Raw genomic sequence first — 25363 nt, forward strand, 5'->3', positions numbered from 1 at the left:
CAGAAAAGCGAAAAACCCCTCGCGGGTGCGAGAGGTCTGCGCGCGGGTCGAGGACGACGATGGCCGCTCGTACCTGGTCGTACGGAGCGGTCACTGCGGACCGGCGCGCCTGCTGCCAATAATCGTGGCGAACGAGAGCACGGCGGAAGTCTGGCACATACCGTCCGATTGCTCACCGGGTGTCTCAGGATGCGAACAGGGCGTTCTCACGCGCCCGCGCTCTCACGCGTCCGCGAGCAGGCTCTCGGCCAGAAACTCCCGGACGTGCCCGAGGACCTGTTCCCGGCCGGTGCCCCGCAGCCCGATGGCCACATGGATGGAGAAGCCGTCGAGGAGGGCGCGCAGCCGGGCCGCGAACCGGTCGGGGTCCACGCTCCGGAACTCGCCCCGCGACACCCCTTCCGCCAGCAGGGCGACCAGGTCGCGGTGCCAGGCGCCCTCGATGGCCGCCTGGCGGTCCCGGGCGTCCGCGTCGTCGGCGGCGTTCTGCGAGCCGTTCCAGACCTCCAGCCAGAGCGTCCAGTGCGGGTCGCGGTGGCCGTCGGGGACGTACAGGTCGACGTAGGCGTCGAGGCGCTCGCGGGCGGGGGCGGCGCGGGCCAGCAGCCGGGCGCGCTCGGCGCCGAGCCGGCCCTCGCTCCACTCCAGGGTGCGCAGCAGGAGTTCGTCCTTGGAGTGGAAGTAGTAGAGGAGATGGCCGCTGCTCATCCCGACCTCGCGGCCGAGCCCCGCCATGGTGAGCTTCTCCAGACCGCGCTCGGCGATCATCTCCATGGCGGCGGCAAGGACGTCCTCGCGGGGCGGCGCGTTCCTGCGTGCCCGTGCCGCTCCGGCCATGTCCCGGCTCCCCTTCGTCTCGTCCCCGGATCTCAGACCCTCGGCTGCTGCTGGGTGATGCAGTGGATGCCACCGCCGCCGGAGAAGATCGTACGGGCGTCCACCAGCGTGACCGTGCGCTCCGGGAACAGGCGGCGGAAGACGTCCGCCGCGAGTTCGTCGCGCGGGTCGTCGAAGCCGCAGAGCACGACGCCGCCGTTGCAGAGGTAGTGGTTGATGTACGAGTAGTCGGCCCAGTGGCCGTCGGCCTCCAGGACGGCCGGGGCGGCGACCTCGACGACCTCCAGACGGCGGCCGCGCGCGTCGGTCTGCGCCTTCAGCAGCCCGATGACCTCCTTCGTCACCTCGTGGTCGGGGTGCGCCGGGTCGGGCTGGTGGTGGGCGACGACGACTCCGGGGCGGGCGAAGGCGGCCACGATGTCGACATGGCCGAGGGTGCCGAAGCCGTGGGGAGGGTAGTCGCCGGTGAGTCCGCGGGGCAGCCAGATCGCCTTGCGGGTGCCGAGCATGGCGTGGATCTCCGCCTCGACCCGCTCCCGCGTCCACCCCGGATTGCGCTCCGGACCGAGTTGGACCGTCTCCGTCAGCAGGACCGTCCCCTCGCCGTCGACATGGATCGCGCCGCCCTCGTTGACCAGCTTCGAGGCGTACGTCCGCGCCCCCGCGAGGTCCGAGACATACGCGGCGATCTTCGCGTCGTGCTCCCAGCGGGCCCAGCCCTGGGCCCCCCAGCCGTTGAACGTCCAGTCGACGGCGGCGAGTTCACCGTCCGGACCGGTCAGGAAGGTGGGGCCGATGTCCCGCATCCAGGCGTCGTCGAGATCGCGCTCGACCGTGTCGACGCCCGGGCCGAGAAGGGCGCGGGCCTCCGCCGACTGTCCGGGGCCGCACACCACCGTCACCGGTTCGAAGCGGTGGATCGCGCGGGCGACCGAGGCCCAGGCGGCGCGGGAGGCGGTCAGGTCGTCGGGGTCGTCGAAGGTGGGGTTGGGGCCCGGCCACGCCATCCAGGTGCGCTCGTGCGGGGCCCACTCGGCGGGCATGCGGAAGCCGTCGGCGGCAGCAGACATCAGCGGTCCTCAGAGGAAGTACAGGCGGTTGAGGGAGACGGACTCGGCCGGCTCGGAGCGCAGCGGCTCGCCGTCGAGGGTGACCAGGCCGGTGCGCTGGTCGACGTCGACCGCTCCGGTACGGGAGTTGCGGCGCAGGTCGGCGGGGCCGATGCCGCGGGTGCCGCGGACGGCGACCCTGCGGCGGCGGGTCGGCATCGAGTCGCCGCCCTGGTCGAGGGCGGCCCGGGCGACGAAGGCGACCGAGATGTCGGCGGGCGTGGCCCCGTACGCCCCGAACTGCGGTCCGAGGACCAGGGGTTCGCAGGCGTCGGTGGCCGCGCCCGGGTCGCCGACCACGCCGTACGCCGGGAAGCCCGACTTGAGCACGAGCTGTGGCTTGGCGCCGAAGTACTCGGGGCGCCACAGCACGATGTCGGCGAGTTTGCCGACCTCGATGGAGCCGACCTCGTGCGCGAGACCGTGGGCGATGGCCGGGTTGACGGTCAGCTTGGCGATGTAGCGCAGGACGCGTTCGTTGTCGTGGTCGTCGTCCGGGGCGCCGAACTCGGCCTTCATCTTCCCGGCCATGGCGAACGTACGGCGGACCGTCTCGCCGGCCCGGCCCATGCCCTGGGCGTCGGACGAGGTGATGCCGATCGCGCCCAGGTCGTGCAGCACGTCCTCGGCTCCCATGGTGCCGGCGCGGATCCGGTCGCGGGCCATGGCGGCGTCGCCCGGCAGGTCGGTCTTCAGGTCGTGGACGGCGACGATCATGCCGTAGTGCTCGGCGACGGCGTCCCGGCCGAAGGGGAGGGTGGGGTTGGTGGAGGAGCCGATCACGTTGGCGACGCCCGCCATCTTCAGCACGTTCGGCACATGCCCGCCGCCGCAGCCCTCGATGTGGAAGGCGTGGATGGTCCGGCCCTCCAGCACCCGCAGGGTGTCCTCGACCGACAGGCATTCGTTCAACCCGTCGCTGTGCAGGGCGACCTGGACGTCGTGTTCCTCGGCGACCCGCAAGGCCGTGTCCAGCGCCCGGGTGTGGGCGCCCATGTCCTCGTGCACCTTGAAGCCCGAGGCGCCGCCTTCGGCGAGGGCTTCCACCAGGGGCGCGGGGGACGACGACGAACCCCGGCCGAGGAAGCCGATGTTGACCGGCCAGGCGTCGAACGCGTTGAACGCGTGCCGCAGCGCCCAGGGCGAGTTGACGCCGACGCCCCACACGGGCCCGAACTCCTGGCCGATGACCGTGGTCACCCCGGAGGCCAGCGAGGCCTCCATGATCCGCGGCGACAGCAGGTGGACGTGGGTGTCGACGGCGCCGGCGGTGGCGATCAGCCCCTCGCCGGACACGATGGACGTGCCCGTGCCGACGACGACGTCGACCCCGTCGAGGGTGTCGGGGTTCCCGGCCCGCCCGATCGCGTGGATCCGTCCCTCGCGGATGCCGATCGACACCTTCCGGATCCCCTGCACGGCGTCGATCACGACGACGTTGCTGATCACGACGTCACAGGTGTCGCGGACGGCGGCGGCCTTGAGGTGCAGTCCGTCCCGGGCGGTCTTGCCGAAGCCGGCGAGGAACTCGTCGCCGTGCCGCTGGGAGTCCGACTCGACGCGGACGACCAGCCCCGAGTCACCGAGCCGGACGCGGTCACCGGCCCGGGGACCGTGGGTGGCTGCGTACTCGTACGGGTTCATCGGGTGCCTCCCGTTTCCGCTCCCAGATATCCGCAGGCGGCGGCCCGGCGCAGGGCCTCGTCCCTGGCCCCCGGCGCGTCGAGCGCCCCGTCGACCAGACCCGCGAAGCCGATCGCGACCCGGTCGCCGCCGATCGGCACGAGTCCGACCTCACCGCTCTCCCCCGGCCCGAAGCGCACGGAGGACCCGGCGGGGACGGCGAGCCGCATGCCGTAGGCCTTCTCCCGTACGAAGTCGAGCCGCGGGTTGGCCTCGAAGAAGTGGAAGTGGGAGGTGACGGAGACGGGGACGGTCGCCGTGTTCGTGACCGTCAGCCGTACGGCCGCCTCGGGCTCGGCGTGCTCGGGCCCCGGCAGCAGGGCCCCGGGCGCCCGGTCCCCGAGCGCGCCCCCGGCGATCGGGTCGCCGACGACCGCGAGGCGCGAGCCGTCGTCGAAGACGGCCTCGACCTGCACCTCGGTGACGATGTCAGCGACGCCCGGCAGCACGTCGTCCGGGCCGAGGACGGACCGGGCGCGTGCGATCGCCTCGGCGAGCCGGGCGCCGTCGCGGGCGGCCTCGCAGACGGTGTCCGCGATGAGCGCGGTGGCTTCCGGCACGTTGAGCCGCAGTCCGCGGGCCCTTCTCGCCCGGGCGAGCTCCGCCGCGCCGAAGAGCAGAAGACGGTCCCGTTCCGTGGGGGTGAGTCGCACGTCACTCTCCCTTTCTTTGAGCAGTACTCTAAATGTTCTCCTCGATGATCAGAAGGCATGACGCGTAACTTTTGAGCACTGCTCAAAACGGGGAGAGCCCCGAGAACGCCACAGGGCCAGCCCGGACGGGATGGCCCTGACGGGATGACCCTGCCGGGACGGCCCTCGCGGGACGGCCCTGTACGGGCGAGGGGTGACTAGCCCAGCTCGTGCATCCAGCCGTGCTTGTCCTCGGCCGTGCCGCGCTGGATGTCCAGCAGGGCCTGGCGGAGCCTGAGGGTGACCTCGCCGGGCTCGTCGCCGGACTGCTGCCACTCGCCGCCGGTGCGCTTGACCGTGCCGACCGGGGTGATCACGGCGGCGGTACCGCAGGCGAAGACCTCCTTGAGGGCGCCGCTCTCGGAGTCGCGCTGCCACTGCTCGACCGAGACCCGGCCCTCCTCGGCGCGGTAGCCGAGGTCCCGGGCGACGGTGAGGAGGCTGTCACGGGTGACGCCCTCCAGGATGGAACCCGTCAGCGACGGCGTGACGATCTTGTCGTCGTACACGAAGTACAGGTTCATGCCGCCGAGCTCCTCGACCCACTTGCGCTCGACCGCGTCGAGGTAGCAGACCTGGGCACAGCCCTGGGCGGCCGCCTCGGCCTGGGCGAGCAGGGAGGCGGCGTAGTTGCCGCCCGTCTTGGCGTCGCCCATGCCCCCGGGAACGGCGCGCACGTGCTCCTCGGAGACCCAGATGGAGACGGGCTTGACGCCACCCGGGAAGTAGGCGCCGGCCGGCGAGGCGATGACGAGGAACAGGTACTCGTTGGCCGGCTTCACACCCAGGCCGACCTCGGTCGCGATCATGAAGGGCCGCAGGTAGAGGGACTCCTCCCCGCCGTGCGCGGGCACCCAGTCCTTGTCCTGGCCGATCAGCGCGTCGCACGCCTCGACGAACGTCTCGACCGGCAGCTCGGGCATGGCCAGGCGGCGGGCCGAACGCTGGAAGCGCTTGGCGTTCTGGTCCGGGCGGAAGGTGGCGACCGAGCCGTCGGGACGGCGGTACGCCTTCAGGCCCTCGAAGATCTCCTGCGCGTAGTGCAGGACCATGGTGGCCGGGTCGAGGGGGATCGGCGCGTACGGCACGAGCTGACCGTCGTGCCAGCCGCGGCCCTCGGTCCACTTGATCGTCACCATGTGGTCGGTGAAGTGGCGGCCGAACCCGGGGTTCGCCAGGATCGCCTGCCGCTCGGCGGCGGAGGTCGGGCTGGCGGAGGGCTTGAGCTCGATCGTGGGCGTCGTCATGAGTAGATGTCCTTCGCTTCCTGGCGAGCGTCTGGGCCACCCCGCGTCTTTCGGCCGGGGGTCCGGGGGTTGTCCCCGGAAGATGCAGCACCGGTTGTAGTGACGGGCCGCGCTCACGCCCGTACGGCCGGTGGCCGGTGCTAGGACGTCCGAGCATTGCCTCATACCGCGGCTCCGCGTTCGATTATCGCAAGCGGCGGACGAGGTCCAAAACGGCGTGAATGCGACCCAGGGTCGATGGTGGCACCCGGCGGGGGACATGCGGAAGCCGCCGGGTGCGGATGCGACCCGGCGGCTTCGAGAGGTTTCGCGCAGCGCGGGGTCAGCCGGCTACTCGTACGGAGAGCGCGTCACCGATCTCGGAGGTGCTGCGCGCGGGCAGCGAGCCGCGCTCCTCCAGGTCGACGGAGACGGCGTCCTCGATGCGGACCGCCTCGGCCTCGTAGCCGAGGTGGCGCAGCAGCAGGGCGACGGACAGCACCGTGGCGGTGGGGTCGGCCTTGCCCTGGCCCGCGATGTCCGGGGCCGAGCCGTGCACGGGCTCGAACATGGACGGGAACTCGCCGGACGGGTTGATGTTCCCGCTCGCGGCGACGCCGATACCGCCGGAGACGGCCGCGGCGAGGTCGGTGATGATGTCGCCGAAGAGGTTGTCGGTGACGATGACGTCGAAGCGGGCGGGGTCCGTGACGAGGTAGATCGTCGCGGCGTCCACGTGGATGTAGTCCGTGGTGACGTCGGGGAACTCCGCGGCCACCTGGTTGAAGACGTTCGTCCAGAGGTGACCGGCGAAGGCCAGCACGTTGTTCTTGTGGACCAGCGTGAGCTTCTTGCGGGGACGGGCCTGGGCGCGGGCGAAGGCGTCCCGGACCACGCGCTCGACACCGAAGGCCGTGTTCACGGAGACCTCGGTGGCGACCTCGTGCGGGGTGCCCTTGCGGATCGTGCCGCCGTTGCCGGTGTACGGGCCCTCGGTGCCCTCGCGGACCACGATGAAGTCGATCTCCGGCTGGCCGGCCAGCGGGGTGGCGACACCCGGGAGGAGCTTCGACGGACGCAGGTTGACGTGGTGGTCGAAGAGGAACCGCAGCTTGAGCAGGAAACCCCGCTCCAGGACGCCGGAGGGGACGCTCGGGTCGCCGATCGCGCCGAGCAGGATGGCGTCGTGCCGCTTGAGGGCCTCCGCGTCCGCGTCGGTGAGGGTCTCACCGGTGGCGTGGTAGCGGCGGGCGCCGAAGTCGTACTCCTCGGTCTCCAGCTTCACATCCTGCGGGAGGACGGCGGAGAGGACCTTGAGACCTTCGGCCACGACCTCCTGGCCGATGCCGTCACCGGGAATCACTGCGAGATTGAGGCTGCGAGACATACCGGAACCGTACCCCTCGTCCCATGGGATGACATGGACCGTCCGCCATACGGACAGAGAAGTCGCGGTGCGGAGGTGACGGCGCGGACCTGAGGAGTCGTGCGGGGTCGGGGTGCGACGCGGGTCCCGAAGTCCCGTTCGGGGCCCGCGCCGCACCCCGTGCGGGGCGGCTCCCGGACTGCGGGGCGGCTCGGCTCAGTGGCCGGTCTCGCCGCCGTTGTCACGGCGGTCGAGGGCGCGCTGGAGCGCCGCGGCGGCGTTCTTGCGGTCGGACTCGGTCGTACGGGAGATGTGGCGGACTCGGCGGCGGACGGTCGTCTCGGCCATGGGAAATCGACTCCTTCGAATTCCAGGGAGTGCGGAAGGGGGGTGCGAGACTCCCCCTCTGCCTAATGGGCGGGGGGTGCCCCCAAGGGGCGGGGAGCGGGCCGCAGGGATTGCCTGCACGGGGCCCGGCTCACGACCGCCATTCGCTTGGTCGAGCGAGACGTTCGGCTCCTACAAAGCTAAGGGAGGAGCACGCGCCTGTCTCTACAATTACTCGGACTTCCTACTATCTGAGACGGCGACCCGGGTCACCCGGTTCCGACCTGCGGTTTCGCGGATGACCTCAACTCCCGCACGAGGGCCCGGACGGCCGCGGTCGCGGCCAGCTCCGGGGTCGTGACATAGCCGACCCGACGGGTGGGCCGCTCCGGGCCGAGGTCGGTGATCTCCGTCCCGGGAGGCGTCCGGGTGAGGGAGAGCGTGGGCATGATCGCCATCCCCAGGCCGCTGCTCACCATCGACAGCACCGCCCCGTCGTCCTCGGCACGGACGGTCGCGGCGGGGATCCAGTCCTGCGCGGCCCACCACGCGCGCGTGGAGGACGAGCAGTTCTCCGTCCAGTCGACGAGCGGAAGGGAGCGCGGAGCGGGGTGACCCACCGGGTGCACCAGCGCGTACGGCTCCTCCAGCAGCACGTCCCCCACCAGCTCCGGCGGGATCGGCGCGCTGGTGCCGAAGGTGGCGATCCCCAGGTCGGCCCGCCCCTCGGCGACCGCGCCGGCCGTCCCCGGGCCCACCTCCCGCACGACGGTCACGGTCGCCTCGATCCCCGGGTGCCGAGCGGCCAGCCGCTCCAGGACGGGCGGCAGCAGATACAGGGCCGCGCTGCGGAAGGCCGCGATGCGCAGCGGCCCGTCGACCTGGCCCGTTCCCACGCCCCGCGTCTCGGCGACCAGCGCCTGGAGCATCCGCAGGACGCGCCGGGCGTGCGCGACCGCGCGGGCGCCGGCCGCGGTGGGCCGGGCGCCGTACCGCCCGCGCTCGAAGAGGACGACCCCCACCTTGCCCTCGATGCCCCGCACCGCGTGCGAGACGGCCGACTGGGTGGTCCCGAGCCGGGCGGCGGCGGCCGAGAAGCCTCCCTCGTCCGCCACGGCCACCAGAGTCCGCAACTCCTTCGGCGCAAGGTCGGCTGCGCTCACTCGGGGCTCCCACCTGCTGCTATGAGGGCGACTCATGGATCGGCCCGTTCCATGAGCGCAACCCTCTGCCCACCGCCCGCATTCCTTCCTACGGTCCCCTGTCATGACCAGCACCGCGCTCACCGTGCAGCAGACCGCCCGTCCGACCGGCTTCCCCACCCCCGAGCACTTCCGCTTCGCCGAGTCCCCGGTCCCCGAACCGGCCCCGGGGACCGCCCTGGTGGAGAACCTCTACTGGTCGGTCGACCCCTACCACCGCGAAATGATGGACGGCGACTTCGCGTTGAACGCCCCGCTGGAGGGGCGCTCACTCGGCCGGATCGTCGCCACCCGCGATCCGGTGGCCCTTCCCGAGGGCGAGATCGTCTTCCACCGGCAGGGCTGGCGCACCCACGCGGTGGTCCGCCCGGAGGAGGTCAGACGGCTCCCCCGGTACGAAGGGGTGCCGCTCTCGGCGCACTTGAGCCTCCTCGGCGGTACGGGCCTGACGGCGTACGTCGGCCTGACCCGCATCGCCCGGCTGCGCGAGGGCGAGGACCTGTTCGTCTCCGCGGCGGCGGGCGGGGTCGGCACGGCGACGGGACGCTTCGCGCGGCTGCTCGGCGCCGGCCGGCTGACCGGCAGCGCGGGCACGGCCGAGAAGGTGCGGTACCTGACCCGGCAGGTCGGCTACGACGCGGCCTTCGACTACCACGACGGCCCGGTCGCCGACCTCCTGGCGGCGGCCGCCCCCACCGGCATCGACGTCTTCGTCGACAACGTGGGCGGCGAGCACCTCGGGGCGGCGATCGGCGCGCTGCGGGAACGGGGGCGGGTGGTGCGCGTCGGCACGGTCGGGCAGTACAACACGCCCGGCGCCACGCCGGTCGTGTTCGACCACGCCGACGTGGTGGAGAAGAGCCTGCGCCTGGAGGGCTTCCTGGTGCGCGACCACCGGGACGTACAGGAGGAGCTGTACGAGTTCGCCGTACCGCATCTGCTGAGCGGGGCACTGGCGCTGGACGAGACGGTGGTGGACGGGTTCGAGCGGATCGTGGAGGCGTTCCTGCTGATGCTGCGCGGCGGGAACACGGGGAAGACTCTGGTGCGCCGGTCGCCCGACCTCCAGGAGCTCTAACCTTTAAAAGTTACTTGACCAGTTAGACGCGCGCATGGTGCACTCGTGTCATGACCCTCCACGCCTACCGCCAGGTCCGTCACCGCACCACCACCGTCCGCGGCCACGAGGTGTACTACCGGGAGGCGGGCCCGGCCGACGCGCCGGTCCTGCTGCTCCTGCACGGCTTCCCGAGCAGCTCCCACATGTTCCGCGACCTGATCCCGCTGCTCGCCGACAGCCATCGCGTCATCGCCCCCGACCACCTCGGCTTCGGCCGGTCGGCGGCGCCCGCCGACTTCCGGTACACCTTCGACGAACTCGCCGCCGTCACCGGCGAGTTCACCGAGCAGCTCGGCCTGAAGGAGTTCGCGCTCTACATCCAGGACTACGGCTCCCCCATCGGCCTGCGCCTCGCCCTCGCCCATCCCGACCGGGTGACCGCGATCATCACCCAGAACGGCAACGCCTACGAGGAGGGGCTCGGGGAGGCGGCCTGGGCGCCGGTGCGGGCGCTGATCGCGGAGCGGACCCCGGAGACCGAGGCGCCGGTGCGGGAGATCAGCAGCCCGGAGGGGATCAGGTGGCAGTACCTGCACGGGGTTCCGCCGCAGTGGCAGGAGCTCGTGAGCCCCGACGCCTACGAGCACGACGCGGCCCTCATGGCCCGGCCCGGTCAGCCGGGGATCCAGCTCGACCTGATCTCCGACTACGGCTCCAACTTCGCCCTGTACCCGGCCTTCCAGGAGTACTTCCGCACCAGCCAGGTCCCGCTGCTGGCGGTCTGGGGCGCCGGTGACGAGATCTTCGTCCCGGCCGGCGCGCTCGCGTTCCGCCGCGACCTGCCCCGGGCCGAGGTGCATCTGCTGCCCACCGGGCACTTCGCCCTGGAGACGCACGCGGGCCAGATCGCGGCGCTGATCAGGGACTTCCTCGGACGCGGCCGCACCCACTGACCGGGAAACGGGGAAGGGGCCGGGCAGTACGCCCGGCCCCTTCCCCGTCGTACGACGGTGTGTCAGCCCATGTGCGGGTACGGGTAGTCGGTCGGCGCGACCAGCGTCTCCTTGATGGCGCGGGTCAGGGTCCAGCGCATCAGGTTCTGCGGAGCGCCGGCCTTGTCGTTCGTGCCGGAGGCGCGACCGCCGCCGAAGGGCTGCTGGCCGACGACGGCGCCGGTCGACTTGTCGTTGATGTAGAAGTTGCCGGCCGCGTAGCGCAGCTTCTCCATCGTGTACGCGGCGGCCGCGCGGTCGCCCGAGACGACCGAGCCGGTCAGCGCGTAGTCCGACACCGACTCCATCTGCGTCAGCATCTCGTCGTACGCCTCGGCGGAGCTGTCGTCGTACACGTGCACGGCGAGGAACGGGCCGAAGTACTCGGTCGTGAAGACCTCGTTCTCCGGGTCGGTGCACTCGACGACGGTCGGGCGCACGAACCAGCCGACCGAGTCGTCGTAGGAGCCGCCCGCGACGACCGTGCAGGTCGGGTCCGCCTTCGCGCGGTCGATGGCCGCCTTGTTCTTGGCGAAGGAACGCTCGTCGATGACGGCGCCGACGAAGTTGGAGAGGTCGGTGACGTCACCCATCGTCAGGTAGTCGACCTCGGCCGCGAACTCCTCCTTGAAGCCGGAGTTCCAGATCGACGCCGGGATGTAGGCCCGGGAGGTCGCGCTGCACTTCTGGCCCTGGTACTCGAAGGCGCCCCGGGTGAGCGCCGTCTTCAGCACCGCACGGTCCGCGCTCGGGTGGGCGACGACGAAGTCCTTGCCGCCGGTCTCGCCGACCAGACGCGGGTAGGAGCGGTACTTCTCGATGTTGGCGCCGACCGTCTTCCACAGGTACTGGAAGGTCTTGGTCGAGCCGGTGAAGTGGATGCCCGCGAGGTCGCGGTGCTCCAGGGCCACCTTCGAGACCTCGACGCCGTCGCCGGTGACCAGGTTGATGACGCCCTTGGGCAGACCGGCCTCCTCCAGCAGCCGCATGAGCAGCACGGCGGAGTGGGTCTGCGTCGGGGACGGCTTCCACACGACCACGTTGCCCATCAGCGCGGGCGCGGTGGGCAGGTTGCCCGCGATGGCGGTGAAGTTGAACGGCGTGATCGCGTAGACGAAGCCCTCGAGCGGCCGGTGGTCGAGGCGGTTCCAGACGCCCGGGGAGTTCGCCGGGGGCTGCTCGGCCAGGATCTGGCGGGCGTAGGCGACGTTGAAGCGCCAGAAGTCGACCAGTTCACAGGGACAGTCGATCTCCGCCTGCTGGGCGGTCTTCGACTGGCCGAGCATGGTGGAGGCGGCGAGCGTCTCGCGCCAGGGGCCGGCGAGGAGTTCGGCGGCGCGCAGGATGATCGCGGCGCGGTCGTCGAAGGACATCGCGCGCCAGGCGGGCGCGGCGGCGAGGGCCGCGTCGACGGCGTCCTGCGCGTCCTGCTGCGTCGCGTCGGCGTAGGTGCCGAGGCGGGCCTGGTGGTTGTGCGGCTGCACGACGTCGAACCGCTTGCCGCCGCCCATCCGCTGCTCGCCGCCGATCGTGCAGGGCAGGTCGATCGGGTTGTCGGCCAGTTCCTTGAGCTTGGCCTCCAGCCGGGCACGCTCCGGTGAACCGGGGGCGTAGCCGTGCACCGGCTCGTTGACGGGGGTGGGGACCTGGGTTACCGCGTCCATGTCTTCCGTTACTCCTTCTGAGCGGGTGTTGCGATCGGGGGTGCGGGCTCAGCCCTTGCTGAGCATCGAGCGGACGAAGAACCACAGGTTGGCCGGCTTCTCGGCGAGCCGGCGCATGCTGCGCCTTCCCGGGGGACGACCCCCGGACCCCCGGCAGAGAAGCCACTGCGCCTGCCTCATCGTTCAGCCCCTGGTGAGCATGCTGCGGACGAAGAACCGCAGGTTGGCCGGCTTCTCGGCGAGCCGGCGCATGAAGTAGCCGTACCAGTCGGTGCCGTAGGCGGTGTAGACGCGCATGCGGTGCCCCTCGGCGGCCAGCCGCAGGTGCTCGTCGCTGCGGATGCCGTACAGCATCTGGAACTCGTACTCGTCCAGCTTGCGCCCGGCCTTGCGGGCGAGCTCCTGCGCGATGGAGATGAGGCGCGGGTCGTGGGACCCGATCATGGGGTACCCCTCGCCCTCCATCAGGGTGCGCAGGATCCGCACGTACGCCTTGTCGATCTCGTGCTTCTGCTGGTGGGCGACCTCGGCGGGCTCCTTGTAGGCGCCCTTCACGAGGCGGACCCGGCTGCCGCTCGCGGCGAGCCGGCGGGCGTCGGCCTCGGTGCGGAAGAGATAGGCCTGGATGACACAGCCGGTCTGCGGGAAGTCCTTCCGCAGCTCCTCGTGGATGGCGAACATCGAGTCGAGGGTGGTGTGGTCCTCGGCGTCGAGGGTGACGGTGGTGCCGATCGCGGCGGCGGCCTCGACGACCGGGCGCACGTTGGCGAGGGCCAGCTCGTGGCCGCCCTGGAACGCGGGGGCGGGCCCGGAGGGCCCTTCGATCAGGGCGGTGGTGGGCGCCGGGAGGGCCTGGCCGAACATCGACAGCTTGACGGACATCTCGACCCGCTCGCCGAGCTCCAGCCCCGCGAGCCGGTCGATCAGCGCCAGGTAGGCGTCCCGGGCGGCGGCGGCCTGTTCGGGGGTGGTGATGTCCTCGCCGACGACGTCCATCGTCAGCTCCAGCCCACCGGCGGTGAGCTCCTCGACGATCGGGACGATGTCGTCGACCGTCTCCCCGGGGATGAAGCGGTCCACGACCTGCTTCGTCACCGGGGCCGCCGAGATCAGGCGTCGCATCCGGTCGCTGCGCGAAGCGGCGAGAATCACGGGACCCAGCACGGGGCACCTCCACATACCAACCCATACGAGGCCGTCGCCCGACGATCGGGGAACGGCACGGAGAACCACCGTGAAACCTAAGGATCCCTCCGATCGTGGGCCATCGACAGCTGTCACGCATCCGTGCCGCGGATCTCAGACAGATGTATGAAGAGGGCGGGGAGATGCGGGAGAATGCCCGGGTGACAGCCGATTACCAGGGTGACCACCAGGAGCTCGTCGACGAGATCTCCGAGCTGCTCGGCGCTCCCGCGACCCTGGAGAACCGGGATTTCGAGCTGATCGCCTTCGGCGCCTACGACAGCGAGGGCGAGCTCGACGCGTCGGCGCTGGACCCGGTGCGCACCCGCTCGATCCTCACCCGGCGCTCCACGGCCGCCGTCCGCACCTGGTTCGAGGGCTTCGGCATCACCCGGGCGACCGGCCCGGTCCGGATCCCGCCGACCCCGGAGGCCGGGGTGTACCGGGGGCGCGTCTGTCTCCCCGTACGGCACCGGGGGGTCGTCCTCGGCTATGTCTGGCTGCTCGACGACGACCCCGGGCCCTCGGACGCCCAGCTGGCGGCCGCCATGGAGGTGACCGTCCGGATCGGCGCCCTGCTCGCCGACGAGGCCCAGCACGGCGCGGACCTCACCCGGGAGCTGCGGGCGGTGCTGACCGCGCAGCCGGACTGGCAGCGGGACATGGCGGTGGCGGAGCTGCGTACCGCGCTCGGCGCCCGCGCGGACGGCCCGCACACGGTGGTGTGCGTGACGCCCTGGCCGTCCGCCGACCCGGACGACGCGCCCTCGCTGCGTACGCTGCCCGGGGCGACGGCGCTGTGCACGGTCCCGTGGGGCACGGCCTCCCAGTCCCTGGCCCTGCTGGTCCGCCTGCGCTCCACGGACACCCTCACCCCGGCGACGTCGGCGGCGGCCCGGCTCCTCGAGCGGGCGGAAGGGGCCGCCGCGGGAGTGGCCGCCGGGCGGGCCGGCCTCGCGGAACTGGGCATCGCCTGGCAGGAGGCGTCGGCGTCGGCGCGGGCGGCGCTGGCGGAGCCCGGCCTCGGCCCGGTCGCCCGGTGGGCGTCCATCGGCCCCTACCGGCTGCTGACCTCGCTGCCCCGGGAGACCGCCCAGGACCCCGCCGTACGAACCCTGTTGACGCCCGCCCACCACGAACTCGCCCGCACGGCCGAGGTGTACCTCGACTGTGCGGGCCAGGCGGGCCGCACGGCAGCCGAGTTGGGCATCCACCGGCAGACCCTCTACTACCGGCTGTCCCGGGTGGAGCAGCTGACCGGCCTGGACCTGGACGACGGCGAGGACCGGCTGCTCCTGCACATGACCTTGAAGGCGGCCCGGCTCTGACGAGGCCGGAGGCTGCCGGTCGAGGCCAGAGGCGCTGGTCGAGGTCAGGGGCTGCTGGTCGAGGTCAGAGGGCTGCTGGTCGCCGAGGTCTGCGGCGGCTCCGGTCCCGAGTCCTGCGGCGCGGTCGCCCACACTCCGACCAGAGCCGTGGCGAGGGCCGTCGTCACCGCGACCAGCACGGTCGTCACCGGGACCGCGAGGGCCGACAGCGTACGGAAGTTCCGGATCTGCCCCCAGCGCAGACCGGCGGCCCGCACCTGACGGGCCTCCCAGTACAGGCCGAGGGCGAGGAAGACGGCCAGGCAGTCGCCGGTGGTGAGCAGCAGGGACGCACCGAACTCGGCGGCCGGTTCGAACTGGTAGAGCAGGGCGGCCAGTTCGGCGGGGAGCACCACCGCGAGCAGGCACATCGCCCGGCCGAGCGGGGTACTGCCGCGCAGCCAGGAGTAGAGGTAACCGTAGACGAAGCCGTACAGCGGCCAGCGCAGAGCGGTGAGCCACTCGCCGGCGACCTCCGGGGGGTCGTAGACGGTGATGGTGGAGATCCGCGGGGGCAGGGTGTACGCGATCCACGGCAGACTCAGCGCACCGACGAACACGGCGGCCGCCACACCGTTGCGCCAAGCCGTGCGGCCGCCGGAGGATCCGAGCGCCAGGGCGCGCAGGGCGAGGGGGCGCAGCGGCGCGCCGGCGCCCAGGGCTCTCAGCCGGGTGTTGAAGTCGCGGGGCTTGAGGGCCCCCTCGGCCAGGGCTGTGTGCGAGGCCGTCAGGAACATCCGGCGGCCGGCCGCCAGCGCCTGTTCCTTCAACAGGGCGTGGACGCGGCGAAGATGCGCGCCCGGTGTCGTCGCATGCAGACGCTCGGCCCTCGGCCGGGCGGCGACAGGGATCAGCCAGCCGAAGCCGGCCGCGGCGAAGGCGAGAGCCAGGAGCAGGGAGTCGCCCGGCACGTAAATGCCGCCTACCCGGCTGAAACCGCTGGCGGCCGGTACGGCCACGGCCGCCGTGACGCCGAGAGCGATCAGCGCCGTGCGCGCGTGCGGCGGCCAGGATCCGGCGTCGTGCCGGAAGCGCCACAGCAGGGCGGCGGCGACGCACACGACGGCGGCCTCCACGACCACCAGGGTGCCGTTGACCGCGGTGGTGTACGCCACACCGAGCACGTTCCAGCGTGCTGTGCCGGTGTAGTCCGCCCAGAAGTGGACGGATCCCCCCTCCCCCACGCTCAGCAGCCACCACAGCAGCACAGCCGCACCGGCCGCCGATCGGCTTCGCACCCCCAGGGCGACGAGCGCCGCGAGAACGCCCGCGGGCCAGAACCACTCCAGGGCATAGGTCGCCACGGTGTTCGCGGTCTGCCAGTGGCCCTCGACGGCGGCGCCGAGGATGTCGTCCGGAAGGCCCGCACCCGGCCCGACCGCCAGCAGGCCCGCCCATCCGGCGACGGCGACGGTCACGGCCCAGCGCCGGCCCGGCACGCCGAGCAGTCCGCCACGCAGCACGGCGGCCGCGGCGCAGGCGAACAGGGTGACGGCGGCAGGCTGAAGCCAGGGCCACAGGGACCGGTCCGTCAGCGAGAGCGCCGCCACGGGTGCGAGCAGGGCCAGTCCGGGCACGGCGGCGAGCAGCATCCAACGGGCCTCGGGCGGTCGGCCGTTGCTCAGCCGGGCCGCGAGGGCGACGAGGAGCAGCGGAACCGTCACCCACCACCACGCGACGAAGGCCGTACCGGCCCAGGCCGCCGGATTCTCCGGTTCGATGCCCAGGCCGAAAGCGTTCAGGGCATTGAGGAGCAACACGGCCGTGCCGACCGTGGCCACCGTGGCCGCCGACTGCCAGCGACGCAGCGTGGGGAGTGGCGCCCACGCGCGCACGAACGGCAGCACCAGGCAGAACAGGAGCACGGCGACCGCCACGAGCAGGAAGATCACGTCGCGGACGAGGGAGGAGTTGGACTGGAGCGAATCGCTGAGGATCACGAAGTCGCTCCGGCTGTCGCCGACCGCGTCGAAGTCGCCGACCGTGACGGCCACTCTCCCCTTGGCCGGCAGCACGATGTCGACCCGGTCGACGGACTGCCTGAGGACCTGGCCTTGTTTGCCGGACTCGAACGCGACGGCCTGGATCCTGCCGGCGTCGGCCCGGACACTCACGGTCCACCGGTCGTAGATCCCGGCGGCGCCCAGCCGCGCACTCTTCGGCTTCAGCACGAGCGTCATGGAGCCGTCGAGATCCATGTCCTTGAGACACTTCGGGGCAAGCTGCTCGCCCGAGGCCTCGGAGGTGACCGACACCTTCGCCTCGGGGCTGTTCTGCGCCACCTGGTTGCGCTCGAAGCCGGTGACCGAGTCCACCTTGCCGAAGTGGCAGTCCTCGTTGTCGCTGAGTCGGGCGGTGAAGGGCATCCATTCGGCCATCGACTCACCGCTGCGCAGGGCGGCGGTGAAGGGGTCGTCGCCGGTCAGCGTCAGCCGGTGCCGGGCCTGCGCGGACCAGCCGGAAGAGAGGGCGAGCGTGAACTTCGAGGCCCCGGTGCGGGGTGCGCGCCCCTTTCCCCGGTACCGCTCACGGATCTCGCGCTGTTCCTTCTCGAGCTCCCTCCGCTGCTGCTCGGTGAGCTCACCCAGCTCCTCCGACCCGGGCCAGGCATGGTCCATCTGCTCCCGATAACTGTGGTCGACCGCTGCCACCCACGCCAGATGCGCGCCCACGAATCCTGCCGCCGTGAACAGCGAGAGCAGAACTCCCGCCAGGCAGCGTCGCCAGGCCCCCCGACCACCAGCCACGCAGGTCCCCCTCCCCCGAGCCCGTCAGGCTAGCGGAGGGCACCGACAGCGGCACCGAGAACGGGGTGAGGGTCAGTTCCCCCTCGTGCCCTCGATCACCCGGCGCAGTCCCTCGGTGAGCTGGGCCGCGTCGGTCGCCGAGGCCGGGTCGAAGAGCCACTGGACCATGAGTCCGTTGAGGAGGGTCTGGTAGAAGCGGCCCTCCGTGTCGACGGTCTCCTTGTCGAGCTCGTCCTCCGGGACGCCGTTGAACATGGGCACGATCCCCGACCGGCCCTGCTCCTGCGCCTCGGCGAGCAGCTTGCGCACCTCGGGGAGGCGGTCGCCCTGGACGATGAGCTCGAAGCTCAGCAGCCAGACAGCGCGCGTCCGCGGCACCGAGCCGATGATGCTCGCCCACACCTCCTGGAAGCGTTCCAGCGACCCGGCGGCCGCCGTCAGCTCGTCCCCCACGCCCCACCCGGGGTCGAACTCGTCGCCGGCGCCCTCGATCAGCGAGACGTACGCCTGCACCAGCAGCGCGTCCTTCGACCCGTAGTGGTAGCCGATGGACGCCAGGTTGGTCCCCGACTCCTTGACGATGTCCCGCGCGGTCGTCCGCAGGAACCCCTTCTCCAGCAGGCAGCGCTTGGCGCCTTCGAGCAGATCCTCACGGTGTCCCATGTCCGCCACCCTACCCTCGATCCATACAGACGTCCTAGACGACTGACTTATACATTCGTTCTAGACAACCGTTTAATACGCTCGTACAGTCACCGTCATGACCAACCCGACGCACACGAACCCGATGGACCCGACGGACCCGATGGACCCGGTGGGCGCCCCGGCGACCCCGGCAGGCCGCGCCGGCCGCCGTGAATGGACCGCGCTGGGCGTACTGATGCTTCCGCTGCTGCTGGTCTCCATGGACGTCTCCGTCCTCTACTTCGCGATCCCGGCGATCAGCGCGGACCTGCGGCCGACCGGCACCCAGCAGCTGTGGATCTTCGACATCTACGCCTTCGTCCTGGCGGGCCTGCTGATGACGATGGGCTCGCTCGGCGACCGCATCGGCCGCCGCAGGCTGCTGCTGATCGGCGCCGCCGCCTTCGGCGCCGCCTCGCTGATCGCGGCGTACGCGAACAGCGCCGAGACCCTGATCGCGGCCCGCGCGGTCCTCGGGATCGGTGGCGCGACCCTGATGCCCTCGACGATGGCCCTGATCCGCACGATGTTCACCGACCCGGCCCAGCGCGCGAAGGCGATCGGCCTGTGGTCCGCGGTGATGACGGGCGGCATCGCGCTCGGCTCGGTGATGAGCGGCCTGCTGGTCGAGTACTTCTGGTGGGGCTCGGTCTTCCTGGTCAACCTGCCCGCGATGGCCCTGCTGTTCGTCCTCGGCCCGGTCCTGCTGCCGGAGTCCCGCGATCCCGCCCCCGGCCGCTTCGACTGGCCGAGCGTCCCCCTGTCGATGGCCGCCGTGCTGCCCGTGATCTACGGCCTGAAGGAGATCCCGTCCGACGGCTGGCACGTGGAGTACGTCGTCTCGGTCACCGTCGGTCTGCTCTTCGCGGCCCTCTTCGTCCACCGCCAGCGCACCGCGGCCTCACCGATGATCTCCCCGGCCCTGTTCCGCGGCCACGGCTTCACCCCCGCCCTGGCCCTCAACCTGGTCTCCGCCTTCGGCATGCTGGGCTCGGCGTTCTTCACCACCCAGTACCTCCAGTCGGTGCTCGGCAAGAGCGCGCTGGAGGCGGCCCTGTGGGCCCTGCTCCCCTCGGTGCCGATCGGCGCGGCGGCCCCGGTCGCGACCTCGCTGGTCCAGAAGGGCGTCAACCGCGCCTACGTCGTGACGGCGGGCTTCGCGATCGGGGCGAGCGGCTACGCGCTGCTGGCCCTCGCCGGTACGGACTCGATGTGGCTCGTGCTGACCGCCTGCGCGGTCCTGGCCTGCGGGATCGTCATGGTCCTGTCGCAGATGACGGACCTGGCGATGAGCGCGGCCCCGGTGGAACGCGCGGGATCCGCGTCCGCCCTGCTGGAGACCGGCACCGAGTTCGGCGGCGCCCTCGGCATGGCCGTCCTCGGCTCCATCGGCACCGCGATCTACCGCCACGACATCCCGGCCACGGCCCCGGCGGAGGCCCGCGAGACCCTCGGCGGCGCCCTCGCGGTGGCAGGTCGGCTCCCGGGGCGCACGGGAGACGCCCTGGCGACGACGGCACGCGAGGCATTCACCAACGGGATGCAGGGCGCGGCGATCGCCGGAGCGGTGCTCCTGGCCGGAGCGGCGGCAGCGGCCTCGGTGACCCTGCGAAGGATCCGCGTGAAGTGACCCGAACAGAACAGGAGCCGGGCGGGCTGGATCACTCCAGCCCGCCCGGCTCCTGTCATCGAGCCACGCTCAGTACATCCAGCCCGCCCCGCGCCGGCCGTCGAGCCACGCTCAGTACATCCAGCCCGTCCGGCGTTTGAGGACGAGGCCGTTCAGGCCGAAGCGGGGGCCCGGGGGCGGCAGCCCCCGGTACGTGCGGCAACCTCAGACGAGGTTGACCGCACGAGCCGACGTCGCGCCGATCTCCTCGGCGACCTCCGCCAGCACCCCGGCGGGCACCGTGTCGTCGACCGTCAGAACGGCCAGCGCCTCGCCGCCCACGGCCGCGCGGGCGACCTGCATACCGGCGATGTTGATCCCCGCCTCGCCGAAGACCCGGCCCACGGTGCCGACGACACCCGGACGGTCCTCGTACTTGAGGACGACCATGTGATCGGCGAGGGCGAGGTCGACGTCGTACTCGCCGACCGCGACGATCTTCTGAAGGTGCTTGGGACCGGCCAGCGTGCCGGAGACCGACACCTCCTCGCCGTCCGAGAGCGTGCCGCGCACGGTGACGACGTTGCGGTGGTCGGCCGACTCGGAGCTGGTGGTCAGCCGCACCTCGACGCCGCGCTCCTGCGCGAACAGCGGGGCGTTGACGTACGAGACGGTTTCGTCGACGACGTCCTCGAAGACACCCTTGAGAGCCGACAGCTCCAGCACCTTCACGTCGTGCTGGGTGATCTCGCCGTACACCTCGACGTCGAGGCGGACCGCGACCTCACCGGCGAGCGCGGTGAAGATCCGGCCGAGGCGCTCGGCGAGGGGCAGACCGGGCTTGACGTCCTCGGCGATGACACCGCCCTGGACGTTCACCGCGTCCGGCACCAGCTCACCCGCGAGAGCCAGCCGCACCGAACGCGCGACCGCGATACCGGCCTTCTCCTGGGCCTCGTCGGTCGAGGCGCCGAGGTGCGGGGTGGCCACGACCTGGTCGAACTCGAAGAGCGGGGAGTCCGTGCAGGGCTCCTTCGCGTACACGTCGAGGCCGGCGCCGGCGACGCGGCCCTCCTTCAGCGCCGAGTACAGCGCCTCCTCGTCGACGATCCCGCCGCGCGCGGCGTTGACGATGCGCACGCTCGGCTTGACCTTGCGCAGCGCCTCGTCGCCGATCAGACCGACCGTCTCGGGGGTCTTGGGCAGATGGACGGTGATGAAGTCGGAGACCTCGAGCAGCTCGTCCAGCGACAGGACCTTCACGCCCATCTGCGCGGCGCGCGCGGGCTGGATGTAGGGGTCGTACGCGACGACCTTCATGCCGAAGCCGGACATGCGCTGCGCGACGAGCGCACCGATGCGGCCGAGGCCGACGACGCCGAGGGTCTTCTCGGCCAGTTCCACGCCCGTGTACTTGCTGCGCTTCCACTCGCCGTTCTTCAGCGCGGCGTTGGCCTGCGGAATGTGGCGGGCGGTGGCGAGCAGGAGACCGCAGGCCAGTTCGGCGGCGGTCACGATGTTCGAGGTGGGGGCGTTGACGACCATCACGCCGGCCTTGGTGGCGGACGGAACGTCGACATTGTCCAGGCCGACGCCGGCTCGTGCGACGACCTTCAGCTTCTTCGCGGCGGCGATCGCCTCGGCGTCCACCTTGGTGGCCGAGCGGATCAGGATCGCGTCGACGTCGGCGATGGCCGGGAGCAGTTCGGCCCGGTCCGCCCCGTTGGCGTGCCGGATCTCGAAGTCCGGGCCGAGCGCGTCCACGGTCGCGGGCGACAGCTCTTCAGCGATGAGTACGACAGGTTTCGAGCTCACGTGAGTCCTCACAAGTCCAAAGCGTGCGGACGGCCGTCCCGACGGCCGCAGGCGGAGGAGGGGCTAGCCGCGTGGAAGACGCACGACGCTGTGGGCCTGACGCGTATGTAGTGCAGCAGTGTAGTGCTGCGACGGAGGCCGCCTCACGCCTCCGCGGAAGGATCACCCGTCCGTGAGTGGACGGAATGGACAACGGGGCCGGAGCGATCGGCTCCGGCCCCCTGTCCCGAGGCCTTACGCCTCTTCGTTCACCCAGCTCATCAGCTTGCGCAGCTGCTTGCCGGTGGTCTCCAGCAGGTGCTCGGAGTCCGCGTCCTTGTACTCGTTGTACTTCTTCAGACCGCCGTGGTACTCGTCCATCCAGTTCTGGGCGAAGGTGCCGTCCTGGATCTCGGCGAGAACCTGCTTCATCTCGGCCTTGGTGGCGTCGGTGATGATGCGCGGGCCGGTGATGTAGTCGCCCCACTCGGCGGTCTCGGAGACGCTCCAGCGCATCTTCTCCAGGCCGCCCTCGTACATGAGGTCCACGATCAGCTTCAGCTCGTGCAGGCACTCGAAGTAGGCGATCTCCGGCTGGTAGCCGGCCTCGACCAGGGTCTCGAAGCCCGCCTTGACCAGCGCGGAGGTGCCACCGCAGAGGACGGCCTGCTCACCGAACAGGTCGGTCTCGGTCTCCTCGGTGAAGGTCGTCTTGATGACGCCGGCGCGAGTGCCGCCGATGCCCTTGGCGTACGACAGGGCCAGCGCGAAGGCGTTGCCGGTCGCGTCCTGCTCGACGGCGGCGATCGCGGGGACGCCGCGGCCCTCCTCGTACTGGCGGCGCACCAGGTGGCCCGGGCCCTTCGGGGCGACCAGGGCGACGTCGACGCCGGCCGGTGCCTTGATGAAGCCGAAGCGCACGTTGAAGCCGTGGGCGAAGAACAGCGCGTCGCCGTCCTTCAGGTTGTCCTTGATGGACTCCTCGTAGACCTGGGCCTGGATCGGGTCCGGGATGAGGATCATGATGACGTCGGCCTCGGCGGCGGCCTCGGCCGGGGTCACCACGCGCAGGCCCTGCTCCTCGGCCTTGGCCTTGGACTTGGAGCCCTCGTGCAGACCGACCCGGACGTCGACACCGGAGTCACGGAGCGACAGGGCGTGGGCGTGGCCCTGGCTGCCGTATCCGATGACCGCGACCTTGCGGCCCTGGATGATGGACAGGTCGGCGTCGGCGTCGTAGAACAGCTCGGCCACTTTGGGTTCTCTCCTTGGGTGCAGGTGTTGCGTACCACCGTATGACGGCGGGCGGAAGGGAAGTCTCGGGGTCTCGGTATACGGGCGATCGGCGATCACCGATCGCCCGGATCCGTTCGTACGGAGACCGGTTACGTACTTACGCCGACCGGTCGAGAGCGCGCAGCGACCGATCGGTGATCGAGCGGGCGCCGCGGCCGATGGCGATCGTGCCGGACTGGACCAGCTCCTTGATGCCGTACGGTTCCAGCATCTTGAGCATGGCGGACAGCTTGTCGTTGCTGCCGGTGGCCTCGATGGTCACGGCCTCCGGGGAGACGTCGACGGTCTTGGCGCGGAACAGCTGGACGATCTCGACGATCTGCGAGCGCGTCTCGTTGTCGGCGCGCACCTTCACCAGAACGAGTTCGCGGTGAACGGCCTGTCCCGGCTCCAGCTCGACGATCTTCAGCACCTCGACGAGCTTGTTGAGCTGCTTGGTGACCTGCTCCAGCGGCAGGGCGTCGACACTCACCACGATGGTGATCCGGGAGATGTCGGCGTGCTCGGTGACGCCGACGGCGAGCGAGTCGATGTTGAAGCCCCGACGGGAGAACAGGGCGGCGATCCGGGCCAGGATGCCCGGCTTGTTCTCCACCAGGACGGAGAGCGTGTGCTTGGACATGTCTTCTTACGTCTCTCTCGCTCAGTCGTCTTCGTTGTCGCCGAAGTCGGGGCGGACGTCCCGGGCGGCCAGGATCTCGTCGTTGGAGGTGCCGGCGGCGACCATCGGCCACACCATCGCGTCCTCGTGGACGATGAAGTCGACGACGACCGGGCGGTCGTTGATGGAGTTGGCTTCCTCGATGACCTTGTCGAGGTCGTCGGGGGACTCGCAGCGGATCGCGTAGCAGCCCATGGCCTCCGACAGCTTCACGAAGTCGGGGACGCGGGTACCGCGGGCGTCCGGGTTGACGTCGTTCGGGCCGGAGTGCAGCACGGTGTTGGAGTACCGCTGGTTGTAGAACAGCGTCTGCCACTGGCGGACCATGCCGAGGGCGCCGTTGTTGATGATGGCGACCTTGATCGGGATGTTGTTCAGGGCGCAGGTGGTGAGTTCCTGATTGGTCATCTGGAAGCATCCGTCGCCGTCGATGGCCCAGACGGTGCGCGCGGGCGCGCCGGCCTTGGCGCCCATCGCGGCCGGGACGGCGTAGCCCATGGTGCCCGCGCCGCCCGAGTTCAGCCAGGTGGCGGGCTTGTCGTACTGGATGAAGTGGGCGGCCCACATCTGGTGCTGGCCGACGCCCGCGGTGAAGATCGTGCCCTCCGGGGCGAGCTGCCCGACGCGCTCGATGACCTGCTGCGGGGAGAGCGAGCCGTCGGCGGGCTGGTCGTAGCCCAGCGGATAGGTCTCGCGCCAGCGGTCGAGATCCTTCCACCAGGCGGTGTAGTCGCCGGCCTGGCCCTCGCTGTGCTCCTTCTGCACCGCCTGGATCAGGTCGGCGATGACCTCGCGGGCGTCCCCCACGATCGGCACGTCGGCGGCGCGGTTCTTGCCGATCTCGGCCGGGTCGATGTCCGCGTGGACGATCTTGGCGTGCGGCGCGAAGCTGTCGAGCTTGCCGGTGACGCGGTCGTCGAAGCGGGCGCCGAGGGCGACGATCAGGTCGGCCTTCTGCAGACCGGTGACGGCGGCCACCGAACCGTGCATGCCCGGCATGCCCAGGTGCTGCGCGTGGCTGTCGGGGAAGGCGCCCAGTGCCATCAGCGTGGTGGTGACGGGCGCGCCGGTCAGCTCGGCGAGGACCTTCAGCTCGGCGGTGGCGCCGGCCTTGAGGACACCGCCGCCGACGTACAGGATCGGCCGCTTGGCGGCGGTGATCAGCTTGGCGGCCTCGCGGATCTGCTTGGCGTGCGGCTTGGTCACCGGGCGGTAGCCGGGCAGGTCCATGACCGGCGGCCAGGAGAACGTCGTCCTCGCCTGGAGGATGTCCTTGGGAATGTCGACCAGGACCGGGCCGGGGCGGCCGGTGGAGGCGATGTGGAAGGCCTGCGCGATCACCCGGGGGATGTCCTCGGCCTTGGTGACCAGGAAGCTGTGCTTGGTGATCGGCATGGTGATGCCGACGATGTCCGCCTCCTGGAAGGCGTCCGTGCCGATCGCCTTCGACGCCACCTGGCCGGTGATCGCCACGAGCGGCACCGAGTCCATGTGGGCGTCGGCGATCGGGGTCACCAGGTTGGTGGCGCCCGGCCCCGAGGTGGCCATGCAGACGCCGACCCGGCCGGTGGCCTGCGCGTAGCCGGTGGCCGCGTGACCCGCGCCCTGCTCGTGCCGGACCAGGACGTGGCGGACCCTCGTCGAGTCCATCATCGGGTCGTAGGCGGGCAGGATCGTGCCGCCGGGAATGCCGAATACCGTCTCGGCGCCGACCTCCTCGAGAGAACGGATGAGGGACTGCGCACCCGTCACGTGCTCGACGGTCGCGGAGTGCTGTCCTCCGGATCGGGGCCGCGGCTGCGGATGGGCCCCGGTGGCCTGCTCGGTCATCGGCATTCTCTTCTCGATGCTGAGGGTTTTAC

20 protein-coding genes are annotated in these 25363 nt (G+C 71.2%); 4 read left to right on the plus strand and 16 right to left on the minus strand.

Going from position 1 to position 25363, the window contains the following annotated elements; all coding sequences use genetic code 11:
- Window positions 1-222: 222 nt before the first annotated feature.
- The 8 genes from ABT070_RS23165 to ABT070_RS23200 all read right to left on the minus strand — a co-directional run bounded on the left by ABT070_RS23165 (window position 223) and on the right by ABT070_RS23200 (window position 8403).
- Window positions 223-837 carry a TetR/AcrR family transcriptional regulator gene (locus tag ABT070_RS23165; protein ID WP_351763594.1) on the minus strand — a complete coding sequence of 205 codons (615 nt, stop codon included), beginning with the start codon at window positions 835-837 and terminating at the stop codon, window positions 223-225.
- 32 nt (window positions 838-869) lie between these two features.
- Window positions 870-1907, minus strand: a complete 1038-nt coding sequence (locus ABT070_RS23170; protein ID WP_351763596.1) for an agmatine deiminase family protein — start codon at window positions 1905-1907, stop codon at window positions 870-872.
- 9 nt (window positions 1908-1916) lie between these two features.
- Entirely contained in the window at window positions 1917-3590 is a 1674-nt protein-coding gene (locus ABT070_RS23175) for an urease subunit alpha (RefSeq protein ID WP_351763598.1), read from the minus strand.
- Window positions 3587-4282 (minus strand): urease subunit gamma, encoded by a 696-nt coding sequence (gene ureA / locus ABT070_RS23180; protein WP_351763600.1) that lies wholly within the window; start codon window positions 4280-4282, stop codon window positions 3587-3589. The genes ABT070_RS23175 and ureA overlap by 4 nt, the downstream gene beginning before the upstream one ends.
- 197 nt (window positions 4283-4479) lie before the next feature.
- The gene (locus ABT070_RS23185; RefSeq protein ID WP_351763602.1) at window positions 4480-5568 is read right to left on the minus strand and encodes a branched-chain amino acid aminotransferase; all 1089 of its coding nucleotides are present in this window, start codon (window positions 5566-5568) and stop codon (window positions 4480-4482) included.
- A 322-nt stretch (window positions 5569-5890) separates the two neighbouring features.
- Window positions 5891-6934, minus strand: coding sequence for a 3-isopropylmalate dehydrogenase (locus ABT070_RS23190; protein ID WP_351763604.1), 1044 nt, complete (start codon window positions 6932-6934; stop codon window positions 5891-5893).
- A 195-nt stretch (window positions 6935-7129) separates the two neighbouring features.
- Window positions 7130-7261 carry a hypothetical protein gene (locus ABT070_RS23195; protein ID WP_020131440.1) on the minus strand — a complete coding sequence of 44 codons (132 nt, stop codon included), beginning with the start codon at window positions 7259-7261 and terminating at the stop codon, window positions 7130-7132.
- A 248-nt stretch (window positions 7262-7509) separates the two neighbouring features.
- The gene (locus ABT070_RS23200; protein ID WP_351763606.1) at window positions 7510-8403 is read right to left on the minus strand and encodes a LysR family transcriptional regulator; all 894 of its coding nucleotides are present in this window, start codon (window positions 8401-8403) and stop codon (window positions 7510-7512) included.
- 103 nt (window positions 8404-8506) lie between these two features.
- On the opposite strand from ABT070_RS23200, the gene ABT070_RS23205 reads away from it, so the two are divergent.
- The gene (locus ABT070_RS23205) at window positions 8507-9520 is read left to right on the plus strand and encodes an NADP-dependent oxidoreductase (protein WP_351763608.1); all 1014 of its coding nucleotides are present in this window, start codon (window positions 8507-8509) and stop codon (window positions 9518-9520) included.
- A gap of 50 nt (window positions 9521-9570) precedes the next feature.
- Window positions 9571-10455: an alpha/beta fold hydrolase gene (locus tag ABT070_RS23210; protein ID WP_351763610.1), complete on the plus strand. Its 885-nt coding sequence runs from the start codon at window positions 9571-9573 to the stop codon at window positions 10453-10455.
- A 62-nt stretch (window positions 10456-10517) separates the two neighbouring features.
- Here ABT070_RS23210 and pruA read toward each other — a convergent pair whose 3' ends face one another.
- Window positions 10518-12158, minus strand: coding sequence for an L-glutamate gamma-semialdehyde dehydrogenase (pruA, locus tag ABT070_RS23215; protein ID WP_351763612.1), 1641 nt, complete (start codon window positions 12156-12158; stop codon window positions 10518-10520).
- Window positions 12159-12341: 183 nt separating this feature from the next.
- Window positions 12342-13322, minus strand: a complete 981-nt coding sequence (locus tag ABT070_RS23220; protein WP_351763614.1) for a proline dehydrogenase family protein — start codon at window positions 13320-13322, stop codon at window positions 12342-12344.
- Between the two features lie 164 nt (window positions 13323-13486).
- Here ABT070_RS23220 and ABT070_RS23225 point away from each other — a divergent pair, with 164 nt between their 5' ends.
- Entirely contained in the window at window positions 13487-14671 is a 1185-nt protein-coding gene (locus ABT070_RS23225; protein WP_351763616.1) for a PucR family transcriptional regulator, read from the plus strand.
- 44 nt (window positions 14672-14715) lie between these two features.
- On the opposite strand, the gene ABT070_RS23230 is transcribed toward ABT070_RS23225, so the two are convergent.
- A complete protein-coding gene (locus ABT070_RS23230) occupies window positions 14716-17457 on the minus strand; it encodes a hypothetical protein (protein ID WP_351763618.1) in 2742 nt (913 codons plus the stop codon).
- Between the two features lie 72 nt (window positions 17458-17529).
- Window positions 17530-18120, minus strand: coding sequence for a TetR/AcrR family transcriptional regulator (locus ABT070_RS23235; RefSeq protein ID WP_351763620.1), 591 nt, complete (start codon window positions 18118-18120; stop codon window positions 17530-17532).
- Window positions 18121-18217: 97 nt separating this feature from the next.
- Here ABT070_RS23235 and ABT070_RS23240 point away from each other — a divergent pair, with 97 nt between their 5' ends.
- A complete protein-coding gene (locus ABT070_RS23240) occupies window positions 18218-19771 on the plus strand; it encodes an MFS transporter (RefSeq protein ID WP_451101346.1) in 1554 nt (517 codons plus the stop codon).
- Between the two features lie 204 nt (window positions 19772-19975).
- On the opposite strand, the gene serA is transcribed toward ABT070_RS23240, so the two are convergent.
- From serA to ABT070_RS23260, 4 genes are all read right to left on the minus strand, one after another.
- Complete coding sequence (serA, locus tag ABT070_RS23245) at window positions 19976-21565, minus strand: phosphoglycerate dehydrogenase (protein WP_351763622.1); 1590 nt, start codon at window positions 21563-21565, stop codon at window positions 19976-19978.
- Between the two features lie 234 nt (window positions 21566-21799).
- Window positions 21800-22798 carry a ketol-acid reductoisomerase gene (gene ilvC / locus ABT070_RS23250; protein ID WP_054239796.1) on the minus strand — a complete coding sequence of 333 codons (999 nt, stop codon included), beginning with the start codon at window positions 22796-22798 and terminating at the stop codon, window positions 21800-21802.
- A gap of 139 nt (window positions 22799-22937) precedes the next feature.
- Window positions 22938-23462: an acetolactate synthase small subunit gene (ilvN, locus tag ABT070_RS23255; protein WP_020131429.1), complete on the minus strand. Its 525-nt coding sequence runs from the start codon at window positions 23460-23462 to the stop codon at window positions 22938-22940.
- A 21-nt stretch (window positions 23463-23483) separates the two neighbouring features.
- Window positions 23484-25331, minus strand: a complete 1848-nt coding sequence (locus ABT070_RS23260) for an acetolactate synthase large subunit (protein WP_351763625.1) — start codon at window positions 25329-25331, stop codon at window positions 23484-23486.
- Window positions 25332-25363: the final 32 nt, after the last annotated feature.

The organism is Streptomyces sp. NPDC002884 (genome assembly GCF_040295245.1).
In the GTDB taxonomy this organism is placed as follows: Bacteria; Actinomycetota; Actinomycetes; order Streptomycetales; family Streptomycetaceae; genus Streptomyces.